18 protein-coding genes are annotated in these 19,337 nt (G+C 60.4%); 16 read left to right on the top strand and 2 right to left on the bottom strand.

Annotated elements, in window-relative coordinates; all coding sequences use genetic code 11:
* Positions 1-182 precede the first annotated feature (182 nt).
* The 12 genes from ABIA48_RS14195 (at position 183) to ABIA48_RS14140 (ending at position 16,292) form a co-directional block, all read left to right on the top strand.
* Complete coding sequence (locus tag ABIA48_RS14195; RefSeq protein ID WP_429489429.1) at positions 183-1,535, top strand: TolC family outer membrane protein; 1,353 nt, start codon at positions 183-185, stop codon at positions 1,533-1,535.
* Between the two features lie 42 nt (positions 1,536-1,577).
* Complete coding sequence (locus ABIA48_RS14190; protein ID WP_429489427.1) at positions 1,578-3,734, top strand: type I secretion system permease/ATPase; 2,157 nt, start codon at positions 1,578-1,580, stop codon at positions 3,732-3,734.
* The gene (locus ABIA48_RS14185) at positions 3,724-5,088 is read left to right on the top strand and encodes an HlyD family type I secretion periplasmic adaptor subunit (protein WP_429489425.1); all 1,365 of its coding nucleotides are present in this window, start codon (positions 3,724-3,726) and stop codon (positions 5,086-5,088) included. Before ABIA48_RS14190 ends, ABIA48_RS14185 begins: the two co-directional genes overlap by 11 nt.
* A 390-nt stretch (positions 5,089-5,478) precedes the next feature.
* Positions 5,479-6,366 (top strand): TauD/TfdA dioxygenase family protein, encoded by an 888-nt coding sequence (locus ABIA48_RS14180; protein ID WP_310061083.1) that lies wholly within the window; start codon positions 5,479-5,481, stop codon positions 6,364-6,366.
* 18 nt (positions 6,367-6,384) lie between these two features.
* Positions 6,385-7,410, top strand: coding sequence for an ABC transporter substrate-binding protein (locus ABIA48_RS14175; RefSeq protein ID WP_429489423.1), 1,026 nt, complete (start codon positions 6,385-6,387; stop codon positions 7,408-7,410).
* A 5-nt stretch (positions 7,411-7,415) separates the two neighbouring features.
* Positions 7,416-8,276: an ABC transporter ATP-binding protein gene (locus ABIA48_RS14170; protein WP_429489421.1), complete on the top strand. Its 861-nt coding sequence runs from the start codon at positions 7,416-7,418 to the stop codon at positions 8,274-8,276.
* A 21-nt stretch (positions 8,277-8,297) separates the two neighbouring features.
* Positions 8,298-9,164 carry an ABC transporter permease gene (locus ABIA48_RS14165; RefSeq protein WP_429489419.1) on the top strand — a complete coding sequence of 289 codons (867 nt, stop codon included), beginning with the start codon at positions 8,298-8,300 and terminating at the stop codon, positions 9,162-9,164.
* Positions 9,165-9,272: 108 nt separating this feature from the next.
* Positions 9,273-10,193 (top strand): LysR family transcriptional regulator, encoded by a 921-nt coding sequence (locus ABIA48_RS14160; RefSeq protein ID WP_429489417.1) that lies wholly within the window; start codon positions 9,273-9,275, stop codon positions 10,191-10,193.
* Between the two features lie 221 nt (positions 10,194-10,414).
* Entirely contained in the window at positions 10,415-11,947 is a 1,533-nt protein-coding gene (locus tag ABIA48_RS14155) for an MFS transporter (RefSeq protein ID WP_429489416.1), read from the top strand.
* Positions 11,948-11,973: 26 nt separating this feature from the next.
* Complete coding sequence (locus tag ABIA48_RS14150) at positions 11,974-13,038, top strand: HlyD family secretion protein (RefSeq protein ID WP_429489414.1); 1,065 nt, start codon at positions 11,974-11,976, stop codon at positions 13,036-13,038.
* Positions 13,035-14,582 (top strand): efflux transporter outer membrane subunit, encoded by a 1,548-nt coding sequence (locus tag ABIA48_RS14145; RefSeq protein WP_429489412.1) that lies wholly within the window; start codon positions 13,035-13,037, stop codon positions 14,580-14,582. The genes ABIA48_RS14150 and ABIA48_RS14145 overlap by 4 nt, the downstream gene beginning before the upstream one ends.
* A gap of 126 nt (positions 14,583-14,708) precedes the next feature.
* Positions 14,709-16,292 (top strand): glycosyltransferase family 39 protein, encoded by a 1,584-nt coding sequence (locus tag ABIA48_RS14140; RefSeq protein WP_429489410.1) that lies wholly within the window; start codon positions 14,709-14,711, stop codon positions 16,290-16,292.
* Positions 16,293-16,310: 18 nt separating this feature from the next.
* On the opposite strand, the gene ABIA48_RS14135 is transcribed toward ABIA48_RS14140, so the two are convergent.
* Both ABIA48_RS14135 and ABIA48_RS14130 read right to left on the bottom strand, forming a co-directional pair.
* Positions 16,311-17,069 (bottom strand): slipin family protein, encoded by a 759-nt coding sequence (locus ABIA48_RS14135; RefSeq protein WP_310061056.1) that lies wholly within the window; start codon positions 17,067-17,069, stop codon positions 16,311-16,313.
* Between the two features lie 2 nt (positions 17,070-17,071).
* On the bottom strand, positions 17,072-17,605 hold the full coding sequence (locus tag ABIA48_RS14130; protein ID WP_429489408.1) for an NfeD family protein: 534 nt from the start codon (positions 17,603-17,605) through the stop codon (positions 17,072-17,074).
* A 199-nt stretch (positions 17,606-17,804) separates the two neighbouring features.
* Between ABIA48_RS14130 and ABIA48_RS14125 the strand changes: the two genes are divergently transcribed.
* From ABIA48_RS14125 to ABIA48_RS14110, 4 genes are all read left to right on the top strand, one after another.
* The gene (locus ABIA48_RS14125) at positions 17,805-18,266 is read left to right on the top strand and encodes an aminoacyl-tRNA deacylase (protein WP_008001619.1); all 462 of its coding nucleotides are present in this window, start codon (positions 17,805-17,807) and stop codon (positions 18,264-18,266) included.
* Positions 18,267-18,403: 137 nt separating this feature from the next.
* Positions 18,404-18,649 (top strand): DUF2789 domain-containing protein, encoded by a 246-nt coding sequence (locus ABIA48_RS14120; protein ID WP_015092958.1) that lies wholly within the window; start codon positions 18,404-18,406, stop codon positions 18,647-18,649.
* A gap of 81 nt (positions 18,650-18,730) precedes the next feature.
* Positions 18,731-18,976, top strand: a complete 246-nt coding sequence (locus ABIA48_RS14115) for a type II toxin-antitoxin system prevent-host-death family antitoxin (RefSeq protein WP_007987390.1) — start codon at positions 18,731-18,733, stop codon at positions 18,974-18,976.
* On the top strand, positions 18,966-19,247 hold the full coding sequence (locus ABIA48_RS14110; RefSeq protein ID WP_429489405.1) for a type II toxin-antitoxin system RelE family toxin: 282 nt from the start codon (positions 18,966-18,968) through the stop codon (positions 19,245-19,247). Before ABIA48_RS14115 ends, ABIA48_RS14110 begins: the two co-directional genes overlap by 11 nt.
* The last annotated feature ends 90 nt before the right edge of the window (positions 19,248-19,337 follow it).

Below are 19,337 nucleotides of genomic sequence, written 5' to 3'. Positions count from 1 at the left end.
AGCCATCCTAAACAATCGTCCCAGTAATGTCACATTGATATTTCAGTGGTGACCTGTCCTCGGTATGTGATCCAGTTCCGCTTTTTGAGCTTTCCGACATACGGTCATTCCGCTTGCCATCTTCCGACGCAGCACGTTCTTTTGCTGTGATTCAAGACAAGAAGTTCTGGGAAATTCCTACAATGCGTTCGCCTCTGTTCATGGCTCTACCTTTCGCTCTCGCCGCGTCTTTCGCCCAGGCGCAATCCTTGCCAGAAGCCATGCAACAAGCGCTGGACGTCCATCCGGAGGTCCAGGCAGGCGTCAACAGCAGATTGGCTGCGGATTATCAATTGAAGGCAGCGAAAGGTGGATACCTGCCACGGGTCGACCTGCTGGGAGGTTACGGTCGTGAAGGCACCGATAGCGTGACTACGCGCACGGACGGCAGCAACAATCACTGGGAAACCCTGAATCGCAGTGAATCGAGTCTGCGACTGACCCAAATGGTCTTTGACGGTTTTGCGACGTCCAGCGAAGTGGGGCGTCAACAAGCCGTCGTCAACTCACGCGCTTACTCGCTGCTGAGTACTTCCGAGCGTACCGGGCTGACCGTGGCCCAGGTTTATCTCGACGTGCTGACCCGCCGCGAATTCGTGCGTCTGGCCGAGGACAACCTCAAGAGCCACCAACGCATCTACGACCAGATCCAGCTGCGCACCCAGCGTGGCGTCGGCAGTGGGGCTGACCTCGACCAGGCCGAGGCGCGGATGGCCCAGGCGCGCAATAACCTGATCACCGAACAGACCAATCTGGCTGACGCCGAAACCAACTACCTCTCTGCTGTTGGTCAAATGCCCGATCAACTGGAGCGCCCGGCGAACTTCATGGCGCTGATGCCGGCCAACCTGAATGAAGCCCGTGCGCAGATGCTGGAAAACAGTCCGATCCTGCGTTCGGCCGAATCCGATGTCGCCGCGGCCGAGAAGCAGTACGACACGGCCAAGTCGACCTTCTACCCACGCTTCGATGCTGAATTGGGCCGCACCGCGGACAACGACATTGATGGTCAGAACGGCCACGATAACGGATGGCAAGCCATGCTGCGCATGCGCTTCAATTTGTATTCCGGCGGCAGCAACAAGGCCGATCTGGAATCCAAGTCCTACCTGTCGAACCAGGCGCTGGACATCCGCAACAATGCCCTGCGCCAATTGAATGAAGAGCTGGGCCTGGCCTGGAACGCCCTGAACAACGCCAACGCGCAGGTGCCGATCGCCCAGCAATACGTCGATCACAGCACCGCCGTGCGTACCGCTTACCAGCGCCAGTTCAGCCTCGGCGAGCGCACCCTGCTCGATTTGCTCGACAGTGAGAACGAACTGTTCACCTCCTCTCGCCGCCTGGCGGAGATCAAGAATATTCAGTTATTTACTCAGTACCGTCTCAAGGCGACCATGGGCGAATTGCTCAAGAGCCAGGGAGTGGTCGCACCATTGGCATCCGTTGTGCAAAACGATGTGAAGCCCAAGGTCCAATTGCCCGGTATGAATTGAGCAAGACCTTCATTATTCAATTGTTAGCCAAGAGTGCCGAGCGTGGAATCAGAAGTCAGTCGGGTTCAACTCATTCATGATCCGCGCGCGTTGCATGACGATCCGTTACTGGATGGCCTGCTCGCTCTTTGCATGCTGCACCAGAAGCCTGCCAGCGCGGCAATGCTGACCACCGGCCTGCCATTGCCCGAGCAGCGCTTGAGTGTCGATTTGCTGCCTCGCGCGGCAGCGCGCGCGGGGCTGCAAGGTCGGGTGCTGCAACGCAAGCTGGAGGATATTCCGGCGATTGCCATGCCGGCATTGTTGTTGCTCAAGGACGGTCGCAGTACCGTCCTGCTCGGCTGGCAAGGCGAAGCTCAGGCACGGGTTCTGCTCAGCGAGAGCGATGGCGGCGAGTCTCTGGTCAGCCGTGAGCTGTTGGCCGACGACTACACCGGCAAAGTCTTTTTCGCCCAGCCCCAGCATAAATTCGACGTCAATCACGGCACGCTGATCCCGCGTGCGCGCTCGTGGTTCCGCGACACCCTCAAGCGTTCGCGCTGGTTGTACATCGACGCCATCGCTGCCAGTTTTCTGATCAACATCATTGCCATGGCCGCGCCGTTGTTCGTGATGAACGTCTACGACCGCGTCGTACCGAACCAGGCCGAAGCGACGCTATGGGTGCTGGCACTCGGCATCACTGGCGCCTACCTCTTCGACCTGATCCTGAAAAGCCTGCGTAGCCTGTGTCTGGATCTGGCCGGCAAGAAAACCGACCTGATTATCTCGGCCACGCTGTTCGAGCGTATCGTCGGCATGGCCATGAAATACCGGCCGGCACGGGTCGGCAGCTTTGCCCAGAACATTCATGAGTTCCAGAGCCTGCGCGACTTTCTCGCCTCGCTGACCCTCACCAGCCTGATCGACCTGCCGTTCACCATTTTGATTTTCATCGTCATCGCGATCCTCGGCGGGCACCTGGTGTGGATACCGGTGCTGGCCTTCCCGATTGCCCTGGCCATCGGCTATGCGTTGCAGAAACCCCTGGTGGCGACCATGGAGCGGACCATGGCACTGGGAGCCGAGCGCCAATCGAGCCTGATCGAAACCCTGGCCGGCCTGGATGCGGTGAAGGTCAACAACGCCGAAAGCGAACGCCAGTATCAGTGGGAACAGACCATCGGCACCCTCAGTCGCCTTGAATTGCGGGTGAAGATGCTGTCCGGCCTGGCGATGAACATCACCTTGCTGATCCAGCAACTGGCCGGGGTGATCATGATCGTCTTCGGCGTGTACCAGATCATCGACGGTCACCTGAGCATGGGCGGCCTGATTGCCTGCTATATGCTCAGTGGTCGTGCGCTCAGCCCGCTGGCGTCGTTGTCCGGGTTGCTGACCCGCTATCAGCAGGCGCGGGTGACCATGACCTCGGTCGACCAAATGATGGAGCTGCCCCAGGAACGCAATTTCGAAGAGCGTCCGCTCAGCCGCAAGGTGCTGCAAGGCGCCATTGAGTGCCGCCAGCTCAGCTTCACCTACCCGCAACAGCAGAACCTGGCGCTGAAGACCATCAACCTGTCGATTCGTCCCGGCGAGAAAGTCGGCATCATCGGCCGAAGCGGCTCGGGCAAGAGTTCGCTGGCGAAACTGCTGGTGGGGCTGTATCAGCCGGATGACGGCGCGTTGTTGGTCGATGGTGTGGATATCCGCCAGATCGACGTCAGCGAGCTGCGCTACAACATCGGCTACGTGCCCCAGGACATTCAGCTGCTCGCCGGCACCTTGCGCGACAACCTGGTTTCCGGTGCGCGGTATGTCGAGGATGAGCTGGTACTGCAAGCGGCAGAGCTGGCCGGTGTTCACGAGTATGCGCGGTTGCATCCACAGGGTTATGAGCTGCAAGTCGGCGAGCGCGGGCAGAACCTCTCTGGCGGTCAACGGCAGAACGTCGCCCTGGCCCGTGCATTGTTGCTCAACCCGCCGATCCTGCTGCTCGACGAACCGACCAGCGCCATGGACAACACCGGTGAAGAACGCCTCAAACAACGCCTGGCGGCGGTGATCGAAAACAAGACCATGGTGCTGGTGACGCACCGGGCATCGCTGTTGTCGCTGGTGGATCGGCTGATCGTGATCGACCGCGGGCAGATTCTCGCCGACGGCCCGAAAGCCGCGGTGATGGAAGCGTTGAAGAAGGGGCAGATCAGTGTTGCTTAAGTCGGGTAAGGATTCGATACGTCGCTATTTCAAAGGCACTGCATCGCTGCAGGGCCAGCCGCTGCCGGAGGTCAACAAGGCGCTGATCGAGGATGCGCCGCGTGTGGTGCGGCTGACGATCTGGGCGATCATCGCTTTCTTCGTGTTCCTGATGCTCTGGGCCAACTTCGCGGTCATCGACGAAGTGACCAAGGGCGATGGCAAGGCGATTCCATCGTCGAAGATTCAGAAAATCCAGAACCTTGAGGGCGGTATCGTTTCCGAGCTGTTCGTCAAGGAAGGCCAGATTGTCGAGGCCGGCGCATCGCTGCTTCGCCTGGACGACACGCGATTTGCCTCGAACGTCGGTGAAACCGAGGCCGATCGGTTGTCGATGCTGCTGCGGGTCGAACGCCTGAGCGCCGAGGTCGAAGATCGTCCGCTGAACTTCCCCGAAGATGTGCTCAAAGCCGTGCCGGGTCAGGCCAAGAGTGAAGAGTCGCTCTATATCAGCCGTCGCCAGCAGTTGCACGACGAGATTGGCGGCTTGCAGGAACAGTTGATCCAGCGCCAGCAAGAGCTGCGCGAATTCACTTCCAAGCAGGCGCAGTATCGCCAGCAATTGGGCTTCCAGCGTCAGGAAATCAACATGTCCGAGCCGTTGGTGGCCCAGGGCGCGGTATCGCCGGTGGAAGTCCTGCGCCTCAGGCGTGCCGAAGCGGAGACCCGTGGCCAGCTCGACGCCACCACACTGGCGATCCCGCGAGCCGAATCGGCGATCAAGGAAGTGCAACGCAAGATCGACGAAACCCGTGGCAAGTTCCGTAGCGAAGCCCTGACCCAACTTAATGAAGCACGTACCGATCTGAACAAGGCCCAAGCCACCGGCAAGGCCCTGGAAGACCGGGTCAGCCGTACGCTGGTCACTTCGCCGGTACGGGGTATCGTCAACAAGTTGCTGGTCAACACCATCGGCGGGGTTATCCAGCCGGGCAGCGACCTGGTGGAAATCGTGCCGCTGGACGACACCTTGCTGGTCGAGGCGAAGATCCGCCCGCAGGACATCGCGTTCTTGCATCCGGGGCAGGAAGCGACGGTGAAATTTACCGCTTATGACTACACCATCTACGGCGGGTTGAAGGCCAGGCTGGAGCAGATCGGCGCCGATACCATCACCGACGAAGACAAGAAAACCACCTACTACGTGATCAAGTTGCGTACTGAACGCAGCCACTTGGGCACCGACGAAAAACCCTTGTTGATCATTCCGGGGATGGTGGCTTCCGTGGACATCATCACCGGCAAAAAGACCGTCCTCAGCTACCTGCTCAAGCCGATCATCCGTGCTCGGGCCGAGGCGCTGCACGAGCGCTAGTCCTGCAGCGCGGTTGACGACCTCTTCGCAAGCAAGCCCGCTCCCACACTGGATTTCTGCCAGGCACAAAATAAGTGGTCGCTGAAGATCAAATGTGGGAGCGGGCTTGCTCGCGAAGGCGTCCGCTCAATCTATGCGTCTTCCGATCCGAAAACCCCAATCCGCCAAAGAGTGACAAAAATGTCACCAGCCACCCGGCATCGGGCCTAAACAATCGCCATATCGTTATTCGTTAACGGTATTTAAATTTCAATTCTTATATCTATAAAGTCAATCCCCTGCGTACCTGCCGACCAATCGGCGCGCCGCACGACACGAACCAACACGGGACCTCCGTGAGTTTCTGATCGACGCGCGCGCCCTTGAGCGTGCCGTGCGTGGGAGTGATTTATGTCTGCAGCTTCAGCTTCGCCAAGTATCGCGCCACAATTCTTTGAAATCCGTCCGTTCAGCGGAGCGGTGGGCGCCGAAATCCTCGGCCTCGATTTGTCCCGCCCGATCAGTGATCAGGACTTCGCGCGCATTCACCGCGCGCATCTGGACCATCATGTGGTGGTGTTCCGCGACCAGCGGATTACCCCTGAACAGCACATCGATTTCAGCCGTCGTTTTGGCGTGTTGCAGATCCACGTGCTCAAGCAGTTCCTGTTGGCGAACCACCCGGAAATCCTCATCGTTTCCAACATCGTCGAAAACGGCCAGAACATCGGCCTGGGCGACGCCGGCAAGTTCTGGCATTCCGATCTCTCCTACAAACAACTGCCGAGCCTGGGCTCGATGCTGCATGCCCAGGAGCTGCCATCGGAGGGCGGCGACACACTGTTCGCCGACATGCACAAAGCCTGGGACAACCTGCCGCTCGCGTTGCGCAAAGCGGTGGAAGGTCGCTCGGCGGCGCACTCCTACACGGCGCGTTACAGCGAGACTAAATTCGAAGGCAACTGGCGCCCGACCCTGACCCCGGAGCAACTGGCCCAGGTCGCGGAGGTCGTCCACCCGGTCGTGCGCACACACCCGGAAAACGGCCGCAAGGCCTTGTTCGTCAGCGAGGGGTTCACCACCCGCATCGTTGGCCTGCCGGAAGACGAGAGCCAGCAACTGTTGGCCGAGCTCTACGCCCACAGCGTGCTGCCGCAAAACATCTACCGCCATCAATGGCAGCCCCATGACCTGGTGTTCTGGGACAACCGTTCGCTGATTCACCTCGCCGCCGGATGCCCCAGCCATCTGCGCCGCAAGCTGTATCGCACCACCATCCAGGGCGACACGCCTTTCTGAATTGCCGGAGAATTGATCATGTCCAAACGTCTGCCCTTTGCACCCCTGGCCGCCGCCATCGGCCTGGGTTTTAGCCTGATCGCCGGCAGCCTGGTGGCGCCGACCGTGGCCCATGCCGAAGGTGAAATCCGTATCGCCGAACAGTTCGGCATCGTTTACCTGCTGCTCAATGTGGTGCGCGATCAAAACCTGATCGAGAAATACGGCAAGCAGGAAGGTATCGACATCAAGGTCGACTGGACCCAGCTCTCCGGTGGCGCGGCGGTCAATGATGCGCTGCTTTCCGGCTCCATCGATATTGCCGGTGCCGGTGTCGGCCCGCTGTTGACCATCTGGGACCGCACCCATGGCAAGCAGAACGTCAAGGCCGTGGCTTCCCTCGGCAACTTTCCGTATTACCTGGTGAGCAACAACCCCAAGGTCAAAACCATTGCCGATTTCACCGAGAAGGACCGCATCGCGGTGCCGGCGGTGGGCGTGTCGGTGCAGTCGCGCTTCCTGCAATACGCGGCCGCCAAACAATGGGGCGACACGGAATTCAACCGCCTCGACAAGTACACCATCGCCGTTCCGCATCCCGACGCCACGGCGGCGCTGGTGGCTGGCGGCACGGAGCTGAGCGGGCACTTCTCCAACCCGCCGTTCCAGGATCAGGAACTGGCCAATCCCAATGTGCACGTGGTGCTCAATACCTATGACCTGCTCGGCCCGAACTCGCCGACGGTGCTGTTCGCCACCGAGAAATTCCGCAACGAAAACCCGAAAACCTACAAAGCCTTCATCGAAGCGCTGACCGAAGCCGCACAGTTTGCGCAGAACGACAAAGGCGCGGCAGCGGACACTTACATCCGCGTGACCAAGGCGAAAATCGACCGCGCCGCGTTGCTGAAAATCATCGACAACCCGCAGTTCGAATTCAGCGTCACACCGAAAAACACGTATCCACTGGCCGAGTTTCTCTACCGGGTCGGCGCGATCAAAAACAAACCGGACTCGTGGAAGGATTACTTCTTCCAGGACGCCAAGCCGCTGCAAGGGAGCTGACCGCCATGAACGCCCCTTTGCAAGGCCACACGGTCAGCAATCCGATCGCGGCAGCCCAGGCGCTGCTGTCGGTCGATAACGTCAGCCTCGAGTACCGCACGCCGCAGCGGGTGGTGCGGGCGACCCATCAAGTCAGTTTCGAGATCGATCCGGCGGACCGCTTTGTCCTGCTCGGGCCGTCCGGTTGTGGCAAGTCGACGTTGCTCAAGGCCGCCGCCGGCTTCATCCAGCCAGTGGAAGGCGAGATCCGTCTGCAAGGCCGGCGCGTCGATGCGCCGGGGCCGGACCGGATCGTGGTGTTCCAGGAGTTCGATCAACTGCCACCGTGGAAAACCGTCAAGCAGAACGTGATGTTTCCGCTGCTGGCCTCGAAAACCCTCAAGCGCAAAAAGGCTGAAGAGCGGGCGTTGCACTACCTGGACAAGGTCGGTCTGGCGGCGTTTGCCGATGCCTATCCGCACACCTTGTCCGGTGGCATGAAGGCTCGGGTCGCCATCGCTCGGGCGCTGGCGATGCAGCCGAAAATCCTCCTGATGGACGAACCCTTCGCCGCCCTCGATGCGCTGACCCGACGCAAGATGCAGGAGGAACTGCTGCTGCTCTGGGAAGAGGTGCGCTTCACGCTGCTGTTCGTCACGCACTCCATCGAAGAGGCGCTGGTGGTGGGCAACCGCATTCTGTTGCTGTCACCGCATCCGGGGCGAGTGCGGGCGGAAGTGCACAGCCACCAATACGATTTGCACAGCCTCGGCGGTGTGGCGTTTCAGGAATCGGCGCGCCGCATTCACCGGCTGTTGTTCGACGAAGGTCAATCACCGCAAGCCAGGCATGAGCTGGATTTCGCTGACATCCGCATCGCTTATTGAGCCAGTTGAGAGGAGGGCCCGATGAGCCATTTATCATCCCCGCGTGAAGCGTTCGAAACGGTTTTGCAACCACTGACCAGCGTGCCGCTGGAGCGTGAACTACCCCTTGGGCAACGCCTGTGGCAACAGGGCTGGTTGCGTAAAAGCCTGATCCTGGTGTTGCTCGCGGTGCTCTGGGAAGCCGTTGCGCGCTATCAGAACAACGATCTGCTGCTGCCGGGTTTTGTGCAAACCGCTCACGCGCTGTACGACGGCCTGCTCAGCGGCGAATTGCTGGGCAAGGTGTGGATCTCCCTGGTGGTGCTGCTCAAGGGCTACCTGATCGGCATCGTCCTGGCATTCGCCCTGACGACGCTGGCGGTGTCGACGCAATTCGGTCGCGACTTGCTCAGTACCCTGACTTCGATGTTCAACCCGTTACCCGCTATCGCGCTATTGCCGCTGGCGCTGTTGTGGTTCGGCCTGGGGCAGAACAGCCTGATTTTCGTGCTGGTGCATTCGGTGCTTTGGGCCTTGGCGCTGAACACCTACGCCGGGTTTCTCGGCGTCTCGGAAACCCTGCGCATGGCCGGGCGCAACTACGGCCTCAAGGGCATGCGTTTTGTGCTGTTCATCCTGATCCCTGCGGCGCTGCCGTCGATCCTCGCCGGGTTGAAAATCGGCTGGGCGTTTGCCTGGCGCACGCTGATCGCTGCCGAGTTGGTGTTTGGCGCGACTAGCGGCAAGGGCGGGTTGGGCTGGTACATCTTTCAGAATCGCAATGAGCTGTACACCGACAAGGTGTTTGCCGGCCTGGCGGTGGTGATTCTGATTGGGTTGCTGGTGGAGAATCTGGTGTTTGATTCCTTGGAGCGGGTGACGGTGAAGCGCTGGGGGATGCAGCGCTGATTGGAAATCAAAAGATCGCAGTCCTCTGCAGGCGCTGCCGAAGGCTGCGATCTTTTGTTCTGCTAGCATTGCACTTGGATCAATTCTGATCGGCCATGAGTGCCCTGCATGCAACTCCCGGACATGAACCTGCTGGTCGCCCTCGACGCCTTGCTCGACGAGGGCAGTGTGGTGGGCGCGGCGCGGCGGATGAACCTGAGCCCGGCGGCCATGAGCCGGACGTTGACGCGCATCCGCGAAGCCATTGGCGATCCGATCCTGGTGCGCGCCGGCCGTGGCCTGGTGCCGACCCCCAAGGCACTGGAATTGCGCGAGCAGGTGCGCAGTGTGGTGGAGCAGGCCGGGTTGCTGTTTCGTTCGGCCGATGTGGTGGAACTGCGTTCGCTGCGGCGGCGGTTCAGTATTCGGGCCAACGACTTCTTTGTCGGCGTCTACGGCGGCAAGCTGTTCGACACCCTCGACCGGCAGGCACCGCATTGCGAATTGCGTTTCGTCCCGGAAGGCGATGGTGATGATGAGGCGTTGCGTGAAGGGCGGATCGATCTGAGCGTCAGCAACACACGGCCGTTGACCCCGGAAGTGAAGGTTCAGAACCTGTTTTCCACCCACTTCGTCGGCCTCGTACGCGAGGACCATCCGCTGTTGGACGAAGAGATCACGGCGGAGCGGTATGCGGGTTATTCCCATATCAGCATGTCCCGGCGCGGCATTGCCCGGGGGCCGATCGATACCGCACTCAATGCCCTGGGTCTGGAGCGGCGGGTGGCGGTGATCGCGCCAAGCTTTCATGCGGCGATGTTTGCCTTACCCGATTCCGACCTGATTCTGCCAGTGCCCAAGGAAGCCCTGCTGAGCGTGCGTCGACTGGGATTGAAACTGCGCTCGTTCGACCTGCCGATTCCTTTGCCGACCCTGATGCTGACCCAGGCCTGGCATCCGCGTTTCGACAAGGATCCGGCCCACCGCTGGCTGCGCGAAACGCTGAAAGCCTGCTGCGATGAAACATGGTTGGCTGCACAACCGGACTGAAGTCCTGCGCAATCCCCCCTGTGGGAGCGGGCTTGCTCGCGAAGGCGTTGGCTCAGCCAGTATCAATGTTGAATGATGAACCGCATTCGCGAGCAAGCCCGCTCCCACAGGGTTTTGTATTGTTGCGTCTAATGCACTTATAACCTGCCGATAAGTTGATTTTCGTCAGGCATCACGCTTCTTAGAATGCTTCGGTATTTCCACTCCGGAGCTTGCAGCACATGACTTCCCTTACCGCCACGGCACCTGTTGTCGCGGCCAGCACGGCAGCCGCTTCGCCGGTCTTCGGCCCGCGGATCATCGTCGGCCTGGTGGGCGTGCTGCTGGCGGTACTGGTGTCGGGCCTGAACGAGATGGTGACCAAAGTCGCGCTCGCCGACATCCGCGGTGCATTGGCTATCAGCTATGACGAGGGCACCTGGCTGGTCGCCAGTTACACCGCGACGTCGGTGGCGGCCATGGCGTTTGCGCCGTGGTGTGCGGTGACGTTCTCGTTGCGGCGTTTCACCCTGTGCGCCATCAGCCTGTTCACCCTGTTGGGTGTGTTGTGCCCCTTTGCCCCGAATTACGAAAGCCTGCTGTTGCTGCGCACCTTGCAAGGCCTGGCGGGCGGCGCATTGCCCCCCATGTTGATGACCGTGGCCCTGCGGTTTCTGCCCGCCAACGTGAAGTTGTATGGCCTGGCCGGTTATGCCCTGACGGCGACGTTCGGCCCGGGTCTGGGTACGCCATTGGCCGGGCTGTGGACCGAGTATGTCGGCTGGCAATGGACCTTCTGGCAAATCATCGCGCCGTGCCTGATTGCCATGGCTGCGGTGGCTTATGGTTTGCCCCAGGACCCGCTGCGCCTGGAACGCTTCAAATCCTTCAACTGGCGCGGATTGCTGCTGGGATTTCCAGCCATCTGCATGCTGGTGATCGGCATCCTGCAGGGCAATCGCCTGGACTGGTTCGAGTCGAACCTGATCTGCGGATTGCTCGGTGGCGGGCTGTTGCTGCTGGTGCTGTTTTTGACCGGCGAGTGGTCGCAGCCGATGCCGTTTTTCAAGATGCAGATGCTCGGCATCCGTAACTTGTCTTTCGCCCTGCTGACCCTGGCGGGCGTGCTGGTGGTGTTGCAGGCGGTGATTATTATCCCGTCCAGCTACCTGGCGCAGGTCCAGGGTTATCGCCCGGTACAGACCGCACCGATCATGCTGCTGGCGGCGCTGCCGCAATTGATCGCACTGCCGTTGGTGGCGGCCCTGTGCAACTTTCGCTGGGTTGATTGCCGCTGGGTATTGGGCATCGGCCTGAGCATGCTGGCGTTGTCGTGCGTCGGCGGATCGCAACTGACATCCGTGTGGATTCGCGACGATTTCTATGTGCTGCAATGGCTGCAGATTTTCGGTCAACCCATGGCGGTGTTGCCGCTGCTGATGCTGTCCACCGGCAGCATCAACCCGATGGAAGGGCCGTTCGCATCGGCCTGGTTCAATACCGTCAAAGGCCTGTCGGCGGTTATCGCCATCGGGGTGATCGAGGCGCTGACCACCGCACGTTTGCATTTTCACTCGACGATGCTGGTTGACGGCCTCGGCAACTCGCCGCTGGCCGAGCGCGACAGCGCAAGCCTTGCTCATCGTCTGCATGAGCAAGCGCTGGTGCTCACTTCCTCTGATCTTTACCTGTGCATGGCCGGTATCGCCGTGACCTTGATCCTGCTGATTTTCTGGCTGCCGACGCGGATCTTTCCGCCGCGCGCACCGACCTGAATGCTCCACTGATACAGAAGGTTTTTATGAACACTCAAACAAAGCAGAAAGTCGCGGTTGCCGTGGCCGCCGCATTGGCTGTCGGCGTGTTGCTGTACCTGGCGATGCCCGGACTGTTTGGCAAGCGTACCCGGCAGAACACCAACGATGCTTATGTCTCGGCGGATTTCACCCTGGTAGTGCCGCGGGTTGCCGGTTTTATCAAGCAAGTGCTGGTCGAGGACAACCAGCAGGTCAAGGCCGGGCAGTTGCTGGCGCTGATTGATGACCGGGATCTACGCGCAGCCGCCGAGGCCGCCGATGCCGAAACGCTGGTGGCCAGGGCGCAACTGCAAAACGCCCGGGCGACCCTTGAGCGCCAGGCGTCGGTGATTGCCCAGGCGCAATCTTCGGTGGTCTCGGCCAAGGCGGAAATGGCCTTTGCCGAGCATGAATTGAATCGCTACAACCACCTCGCGGGCGTGGGTGCCGGCACGGTGCAAAATGCACAACAGGCGCAAACGCGCATCGACCAGGCCAGCGCACGACTGGTCAACGCCACGGCGGTGCTGGCGGCGGAACGCAAGCAAGTGGACATCCTCACCGCCCAGCGCGATGCGGCCGAAGGTGGCCTGAAACGAGCGCAAGCGAAGCTGGAAATGGCCAGCTACGAGTTGTCCTATACGAGGATCGTTGCGCCACAGGACGGCATGGTCGGCGAACGCGCGGTACGGGTCGGCGCCTATGTCACACCAGGCAGCAAAATCCTTGCGGTGGTGCCGCTGGCGCAGGCTTACGTGATGGCCAATTTCCAGGAGACCCAACTGACGGATGTGCAACCGGGGCAGGCTGTCCAAGTGCGCGTCGACAGCCTGGGCGGAGCGGCACTCAACGGTCGGGTCGAAAGCATCGCACCGGCCACCGGGGTGACGTTCGCCGCGGTCAAACCGGACAACGCCACCGGCAACTTCACCAAGGTGGTGCAGCGGATACCGGTGAAAATCGTGCTGGAGCCGGGACAAGCGCTGGCCGGGCGCTTGCGGGTGGGGATGTCGGTGGAGGCGAGTATCGATACGGCCACCGCCAAGGCGAAAGAGGTTGTTCAGCGATGAAGATTTTCGTTGATCGCGCTGACGCCTTCGCGAGCAAGCCCGCTCCCACAGGGGAATGCGTTTCAATGTGGGAGCGGGCTTGCTCGCGAAGAGGGCAGTGGCAGCAACTCACGTTCAGTGCCTTGCTTGTCATGAGCCTCAGTGCCTGCACCGTCGGCCCCGATTTCCAAAAGCCCGAAACCACACAAATCGCCGAATGGGCAAAACCATCAAAGGCAGCCGCCAGCCAGGCCATCGCCGAAACGATGACTGAGCGCTGGTGGGAGGTGTTCAACGACCCGAAACTCTCGGCCCTGAGTCAACGCGCCCTGACCGACAACCTCGACCTGAAACTGGCCAGCAGCCGCTTGCAGCAAAGTCGTGCGGTGCGTCAGGTCATCACCGCCGAGCGCTACCCCAACACGGCCGCCAGCGGCCGTTACGGACGCAATCGCAGCAGCGGTGAAGGCTTGAACGACCCGTCAGGCCACAACGGCCAATCCGCCTTCAACCTGTGGGATGCCGGGTTTTCCGCCTCCTGGGAGCTGGACTTCTGGGGCCGCGTGCGGCGGGAAACCGAAGCCGCCGATGCCAACCTGGAAGTTGCCGAGAACGACCGACGCGGTGTGCTGCTGTCGGTGCTGGCCGAAATCGCCCAGGACTACATTCAGCTGCGCGGTGTGCAAAACACCCGGGCCGTCACGGAGCAAAACCTCGACGTCGCCCGGCATAGCCTGAAACTTTCACAGCTGCGCCTGGCCAACGGCGTCGCCACGGATCTGGATGTCGCCGAAGCCGCCGCGCAGGTGGCGGCCATCGAGTCGCGCCTGCCCGCACTGGAGCAGCGCCAGTGGCAACTGATCAACGCTTTGAGCCTGTTGATGGGCGAACCGCCCCAGGCATTGGCGGCGCAGTTATCCACAGACGCACCGGTGCCACAAACGCCGCGTCAGGTCGCCATTGGCTTGCCCTCGCAACTGGCTGAACGTCGGCCGGACATTCGCCAGGCAGAAGCGCGGTTGCATGCCGCCACTGCCAGCATCGGCGTGGCCAAGGGCGATTTCTATCCGCGAATCACCCTGTCGGGGAACATCGGTTCCCAGGCCATGCAATTGAGCGATTTCGGCTCCTGGGGTTCACGTTCGTTCGGGGTCGGCCCGCAATTCAGCATGCCGCTGTTCGACGGTGGCCGCTTGCGTGGCGTGCTCCAATTGCGTGAAGCACAACAACAGGAAGCCGCTATCGCTTATCAGCAAACCGTGCTGCGCGCCTGGCATGAAATCGATGACCAACTGACCGCCTGCAACGCCAGCCAATTGCGCCGCGACAGCCTGGCCGAAGCCGTGCGCCAGAACCGCATTGCCCTGGATACCGCGCAACAGCAGTACGTTGAGGGCGTGGTGGATTTCGTCACCGTACTCACCGTGCAAGGGGCGTTGCTGGCCACGCAGGAGCAGTGGGTCGAGAGCTCGACCGGCGTGTCGCTGGCGGCCGTCGGGTTGTACAAGGCGTTGGGTGGGGGTTGGGAGTCGGTGTATCCGTTGGCCGAGACGGCACAGCGCTGACGTTGCAGCCACCGCCGACGCCGACTATCGCTCCATTAGTGGGTCAGCATCGACGTTGCCTGGCTTGAAGCGCTAAAGTGAAGCGCAAACAACCCGGCTGATCACTGAACGTTGCAAGGGGAAGCAATGGAGGCGCGCAGAGAAACGCCGATGGGCGACACTCAGGGACCGCACGCCAATCCTGGTTTCGCCAGGGGCGCGCAACCGCTGATCCGCTGGGCGCGGGAGCATTGGCTGGTGCCGATTCTGGTATTGGCCGCACTGGTGCGATTTTACGATCTGACCGCTGCCGCGATTTGGGGCGACGAGGGCTCCAGCCTGCTGCTGGCCCGTTACTCAATACCTGACATCTGGGTGCACGCCGCCTACGACGTGCACCCACCGCTGTACTTCATGCTGCTGCACGGCTGGATCGCGATGTTTGGCGACGGCATATTGTCCATCCGCTGCCTCAGTGCCCTGCCGGGGATTGCCTCGGTCGGGCTCGGGGTGTGGCTGGTCGATCGGCTCGCCACCCGCCGTGCCGCGATATTGGCCGGTTTCCTGTTGGCCTTGCTCCCGACTGCGGTGCGTTATAGCCAGGAAGTGCGCATGTATTCGCTGCTGGGCCTGTGGTTGCTGGGGGCAACCATTGCGCTGGTGTACTGGATCCGCAAGCCGCAGTGCCGGCGCTACCTGGTGATGTATGTCGTGCTGATGAGCGCGGCGTTTTACACACATTACTTCACGGCCCTGTGCGTACTCTGCCATTGGTTGTACCTGGGGATCATCCGCGTGCAGCCGGGCCATCGTCTGCGCCACATCCAGCGGGGTGACTGGTGGCTGGCCAATGTGGCTATCGTGGCGCTGTATCTGCCGTGGTTGCCGGGGTTTGTCGACCTGCTACGGCACGTGGATCAGCTCAAGGCCAATGGCGACGTTGGCTGGGAACTGCCCGTCAGCCTGGATTCCTTACCGTCGATGGTCTGGTCGTTGCTGACCCAGGACGACGGTGAAACCTTGCCGCCCCTGGTATTTATTGCCTTGCCGCTGACCTTGCCGGTGTTGGCGTGGGTGGCGCTGGCGCGTGATCGCAGTGTGTTTCGCGGCAGTGCGTTGCTCGCGGTCTATACCTTTGTCCCGATGCTGTTGGTGTTTGCGGTGTCGTTTTTTTCGCCGATATTCATCGAGCGCTACCTCACCGCGTATGCCCTTGGCCTGCCGTTGCTGGCGGCATTGGCGATCGACCGCTTGTACAACGGCTCCCGGGTGCTGGCTCTGACGGTGCTGGTGCTGTTTGTCGGTGTTGAACTGGTGGGCCTGAAAAACAACGCGACGGTGGACGTCCATGATCAGGTCAATGTGCTGGTGGAAGACGTCAATCTGCATTTTCGGCCGGGGGACCGGATCGTCACCAGCGACATGCTCTGGTACTTGAGTTACGTCTACTACAATCGCACCGAAACTCAGCCTCTGCTGTACACCCCGCCACGGGCCGATGGCACTTCGAGCCGGCCGAACGAATATGGTTTCGGTACGTTGACTACGTCAGACGTGTATCTGGACCACTTGAGCGATCTGCCCAAGGGCACTGAACGAATCTGGTTGATCGGCACCGCTGACGTGCCGGACGAATTCGCACCGTTGCCGGCGCAGTGGCATATCGCTCGTCAGATGAAGGCCGGTGGTGTCGGCGCGAGGTTGTACCTGTCCGGCAATCACGGGCAATGAGTGACGTCCTCGCAACCTTCAGGACTTCGACGACAAGTCCGCCATGCCCTTGAGCAACTCGATCGGCAACGGAAAGACGATGGTCGAGCTCTTGTCCCCGGCTATCGAGCTCAGGGTCTGCATGTAGCGCAACTGCATGGCCCCCGGTTGGCGGCCAAGCATTTCGGCGGCCTGCATGAGTTTTTCCGATGCCTGCAGTTCGCCTTCGGCGTGGATCACCTTGGCTCGCCGTTCCCGTTCGGCCTCGGCCTGCTTGGCGATGGCGCGGATCATCGATTCATTGAGGTCCACGTGTTTGATCTCGACGTTGGCGACTTTGATGCCCCAGGCGTCAGTCTGGGCGTCGAGCACTTGCTGGATATCGATGTTCAACCGTTCACGCTCGGCGAGCAGTTCATCCAGTTCATGTTTACCGAGCACCGCCCGCAAGGTGGTTTGAGCCAATTGGCTGGTGGCCATCAGAAAGTCTTCGACCTGGATGATCGCCTTTTGCGGATCGAGCACGCGGAAATACAGCACTGCGTTGACCTTCACCGAAACGTTGTCGCGGGTGATCACGTCTTGCGCCGGTACGTCGAGGACCACCGTGCGCAAATCGACGCGAACCATTTGCTGGACCGCCGGAATCAGCAGGATCAGGCCGGGGCCCTTGACCTGCCAGAAGCGCCCGAGTTGGAACACCACCCCGCGCTCGTACTCGCGCAGGATGCGGAACGTCGACCCCGCCAATGCGATGACCAACAACAGCAGCGCGACAAGACCCAATTGCAAACCCATGACTATTCTCCTCCCGGCGCCGCGTCAGCCGCGGCCACTTGCAGCAGCAAGCCCTTGCGCCCCACCACCCGCACCGGTTGCCCGGGTTGCAGCGGCGTTGCGCTGAGCACTTGCCATCGTTCTCCTTGCAGATGAATCCAGCCGCCATAGGCGTTGCCGGCCTGCACTGACGTCACCGCCGTCACGCTGCCGACCAGCCCGGCATCACCGCTGACGGTGTGGCGCGGTCGGGTCTTCAGGGCGTGGACCACCAGGTAGATCAGCAACAGCGCACTGACCAGTCCCAGGCCGATCATCAACGGCACGGGCACTTCGGTATTGGACAGGATCACCGCGCCGATCACGAACATCACGATGCCGCCCAGGCCGATCACGCCGTAATTGGGCAGGGCTGCCTCGGCGATCAGGAAGGCGATGCCGAAGGTGATCAGCCAGATCCCGACGGGGTTGGGCACCAGCAACACAACCGTGTCGGCAGCGAAGGCCGATCCGCTCAACGCCAACAGCAACGCAACTGCACAGCAACGCATGTTCACTTGACCCTCCGGGAGAGTCGTGGAGTGATTCTGTACACAGTTTAGTTGAGCCTCGGCCGGTATGAATTTTGCTCAATTGCCGTCGGCGTCCGATGGGCGGATTTCCCGCCGGAACGCGCTGACGGGCCTAGACTTTTACTACGCAAGCAAAGCTTTAATCATCGTCTGCCAGCGGTCATGGCGGACACCGAGGTGCATCATGCGTATGGCAAGAACCGTGCAGCGAAGCCTGGAAAAGGCTCAATGCGAATATGACATCGTCAGCCACCCACACTCGGCCAGCAGCCTTGAAACGGCGCGGGTCGCAGGCATTCCTGCCGAACGGGTGGCCAAATCGGTGATCCTCGACGATCACCATGGGCATTATCTGATGGCCGTGCTACCCGCCAGCCGTCACCTTGACCTGAGCAAAGTCCGCAGTAGCGGTGAATGGCAGGTTTCCCGCGAAAGCAACCTGGCGCATCTGTTCGAAGATTGCGAGCGCGGTGCCGTACCGGCGCTGGGTGAGGCTTATGGGCTGGAGGTGGTTATCGATCCTCTGCTGACCCGGCAGAAAGACATCTATCTGGAGGCCGGCAACCACGTCAACCTGGTACGTATGGACATGCCCGAGTTTCTGAAAATGGTGCCGCATGCCGAGGTGCGGGAGTTGAGTCATTAGGTCTGCAGCGTCTTCGCTGCCGTCATCGCGAGCAAGCTCGCTCCCACAGGGATCTGTGTCGATCACAAAACCTGTGGGAGCGAGCTTGCTCGCGATGACCGCGTAGCGGTCCCTGAATTGGTCCCCAGGAGTTCGATATGGAAAGCCCAACCCACAACCTGCCTTCGCTGTTCAAACAACTCGGCCTGCCGGATGACGCCGAAAGCATCGATAAATTCATTGCTACCCATTCACCGCTCAAACCGGAGCTGCACCTTGCGGATGCGTTTTTCTGGAGCCCGAGCCAGGCGGAACTTCTGCGGGAAGAGATTCTCGATGACGCGGATTGGGCTGAGGTGGTGGATCAGCTGGATGTGATGTTGAGGAAGGGGCGGGGGGTGTAAAAAGTGATAGGCGGCGGTCCACCGAGGTTGCTCTGATCAAAATAATTGACCAGAATTAAGACCTTATTTGAGGTCTTAATTATGCAAAGTGTTCTGGCCAACATGGCTGTCAGTGTGTCTGAACTAAAGAAAAACCCATCTGCCGTTTTGAATGGCGCCCATGGAGGGCCCGTCGCAGTGCTCAATCACAATCGCGTCATGGGTTACATGGTTCCTGCCGATGTGTTCGAAGCCATGATGGAACGTCTGGATGATTTGGAGTTGGCGGAAATCGTGCGTTCTCGTCGTCATGAAACGCCGATCCCGGTAACCCTGGATGACTTATAAGCTCGAATTTTTGCCGTCTGCACGCAAAGAGTGGGACAAGCTGGGACACACGCTGCGCGAGCAATTCAAAAAGAAACTGTCAGAGCGCCTTGAGTTGCCTCGAATCCAGTCTGACGCGCTGCATGGCATGCCTGACTGCTACAAAATCAAATTGAGGTCATCGGGATATCGACTCGTCTACGAGGTAATAGATGAGCGCGTCGTCGTTTCTGTCGTCGCAGTAGGAAAGCGCGAACACAGTGAAGTGTATGAGCGTGCCAGGAAACGTTGATGGCTCTTTGCAGGTTGCTGTTACGGATTTGTATCAAAACTTGACGGAAAATCCCCTCCAGTGCGATATTGATAGTTAGCAAACTAACAG

The sequence above is a fragment of the Pseudomonas sp. S30_BP2TU TE3576 genome, assembly GCF_050436025.1.
Lineage (GTDB): Bacteria > Pseudomonadota > Gammaproteobacteria > Pseudomonadales > Pseudomonadaceae > Aquipseudomonas.
The sequence above is the reverse complement of the archived record's forward strand: the minus strand, read 5'-3'. Positions and strand labels throughout refer to the sequence as shown.

Bases quoted from the DNA above. Each gene is read 5' to 3' on its own strand.
- ABIA48_RS14145 (WP_429489412.1), top strand. From the start codon at position 13,035: ATGAAGATTTTCGTTGATCGCGCTGACGCCTTCGCGAGCAAGCCCGCT.
- ABIA48_RS14140 (WP_429489410.1), top strand. From the start codon at position 14,709: ATGGAGGCGCGCAGAGAAACGCCGATGGGCGACACTCAGGGACCGCAC.
- ABIA48_RS14115 (WP_007987390.1), top strand. From the start codon at position 18,731: ATGCAAAGTGTTCTGGCCAACATGGCTGTCAGTGTGTCTGAACTAAAG.
- ABIA48_RS14165 (WP_429489419.1), top strand. From the start codon at position 8,298: ATGAGCCATTTATCATCCCCGCGTGAAGCGTTCGAAACGGTTTTGCAA.
- ABIA48_RS14175 (WP_429489423.1), top strand. From the start codon at position 6,385: ATGTCCAAACGTCTGCCCTTTGCACCCCTGGCCGCCGCCATCGGCCTG.
- ABIA48_RS14135 (WP_310061056.1), bottom strand. From the start codon at position 17,069: ATGGGTTTGCAATTGGGTCTTGTCGCGCTGCTGTTGTTGGTCATCGCA.
- ABIA48_RS14150 (WP_429489414.1), top strand. From the start codon at position 11,974: ATGAACACTCAAACAAAGCAGAAAGTCGCGGTTGCCGTGGCCGCCGCA.
- ABIA48_RS14120 (WP_015092958.1), top strand. From the start codon at position 18,404: ATGGAAAGCCCAACCCACAACCTGCCTTCGCTGTTCAAACAACTCGGC.
- ABIA48_RS14155 (WP_429489416.1), top strand. From the start codon at position 10,415: ATGACTTCCCTTACCGCCACGGCACCTGTTGTCGCGGCCAGCACGGCA.
- ABIA48_RS14110 (WP_429489405.1), top strand. From the start codon at position 18,966: ATGACTTATAAGCTCGAATTTTTGCCGTCTGCACGCAAAGAGTGGGAC.
- ABIA48_RS14170 (WP_429489421.1), top strand. From the start codon at position 7,416: ATGAACGCCCCTTTGCAAGGCCACACGGTCAGCAATCCGATCGCGGCA.
- ABIA48_RS14160 (WP_429489417.1), top strand. From the start codon at position 9,273: ATGCAACTCCCGGACATGAACCTGCTGGTCGCCCTCGACGCCTTGCTC.
- ABIA48_RS14180 (WP_310061083.1), top strand. From the start codon at position 5,479: ATGTCTGCAGCTTCAGCTTCGCCAAGTATCGCGCCACAATTCTTTGAA.
- ABIA48_RS14125 (WP_008001619.1), top strand. From the start codon at position 17,805: ATGCGTATGGCAAGAACCGTGCAGCGAAGCCTGGAAAAGGCTCAATGC.
- ABIA48_RS14195 (WP_429489429.1), top strand. From the start codon at position 183: ATGCGTTCGCCTCTGTTCATGGCTCTACCTTTCGCTCTCGCCGCGTCT.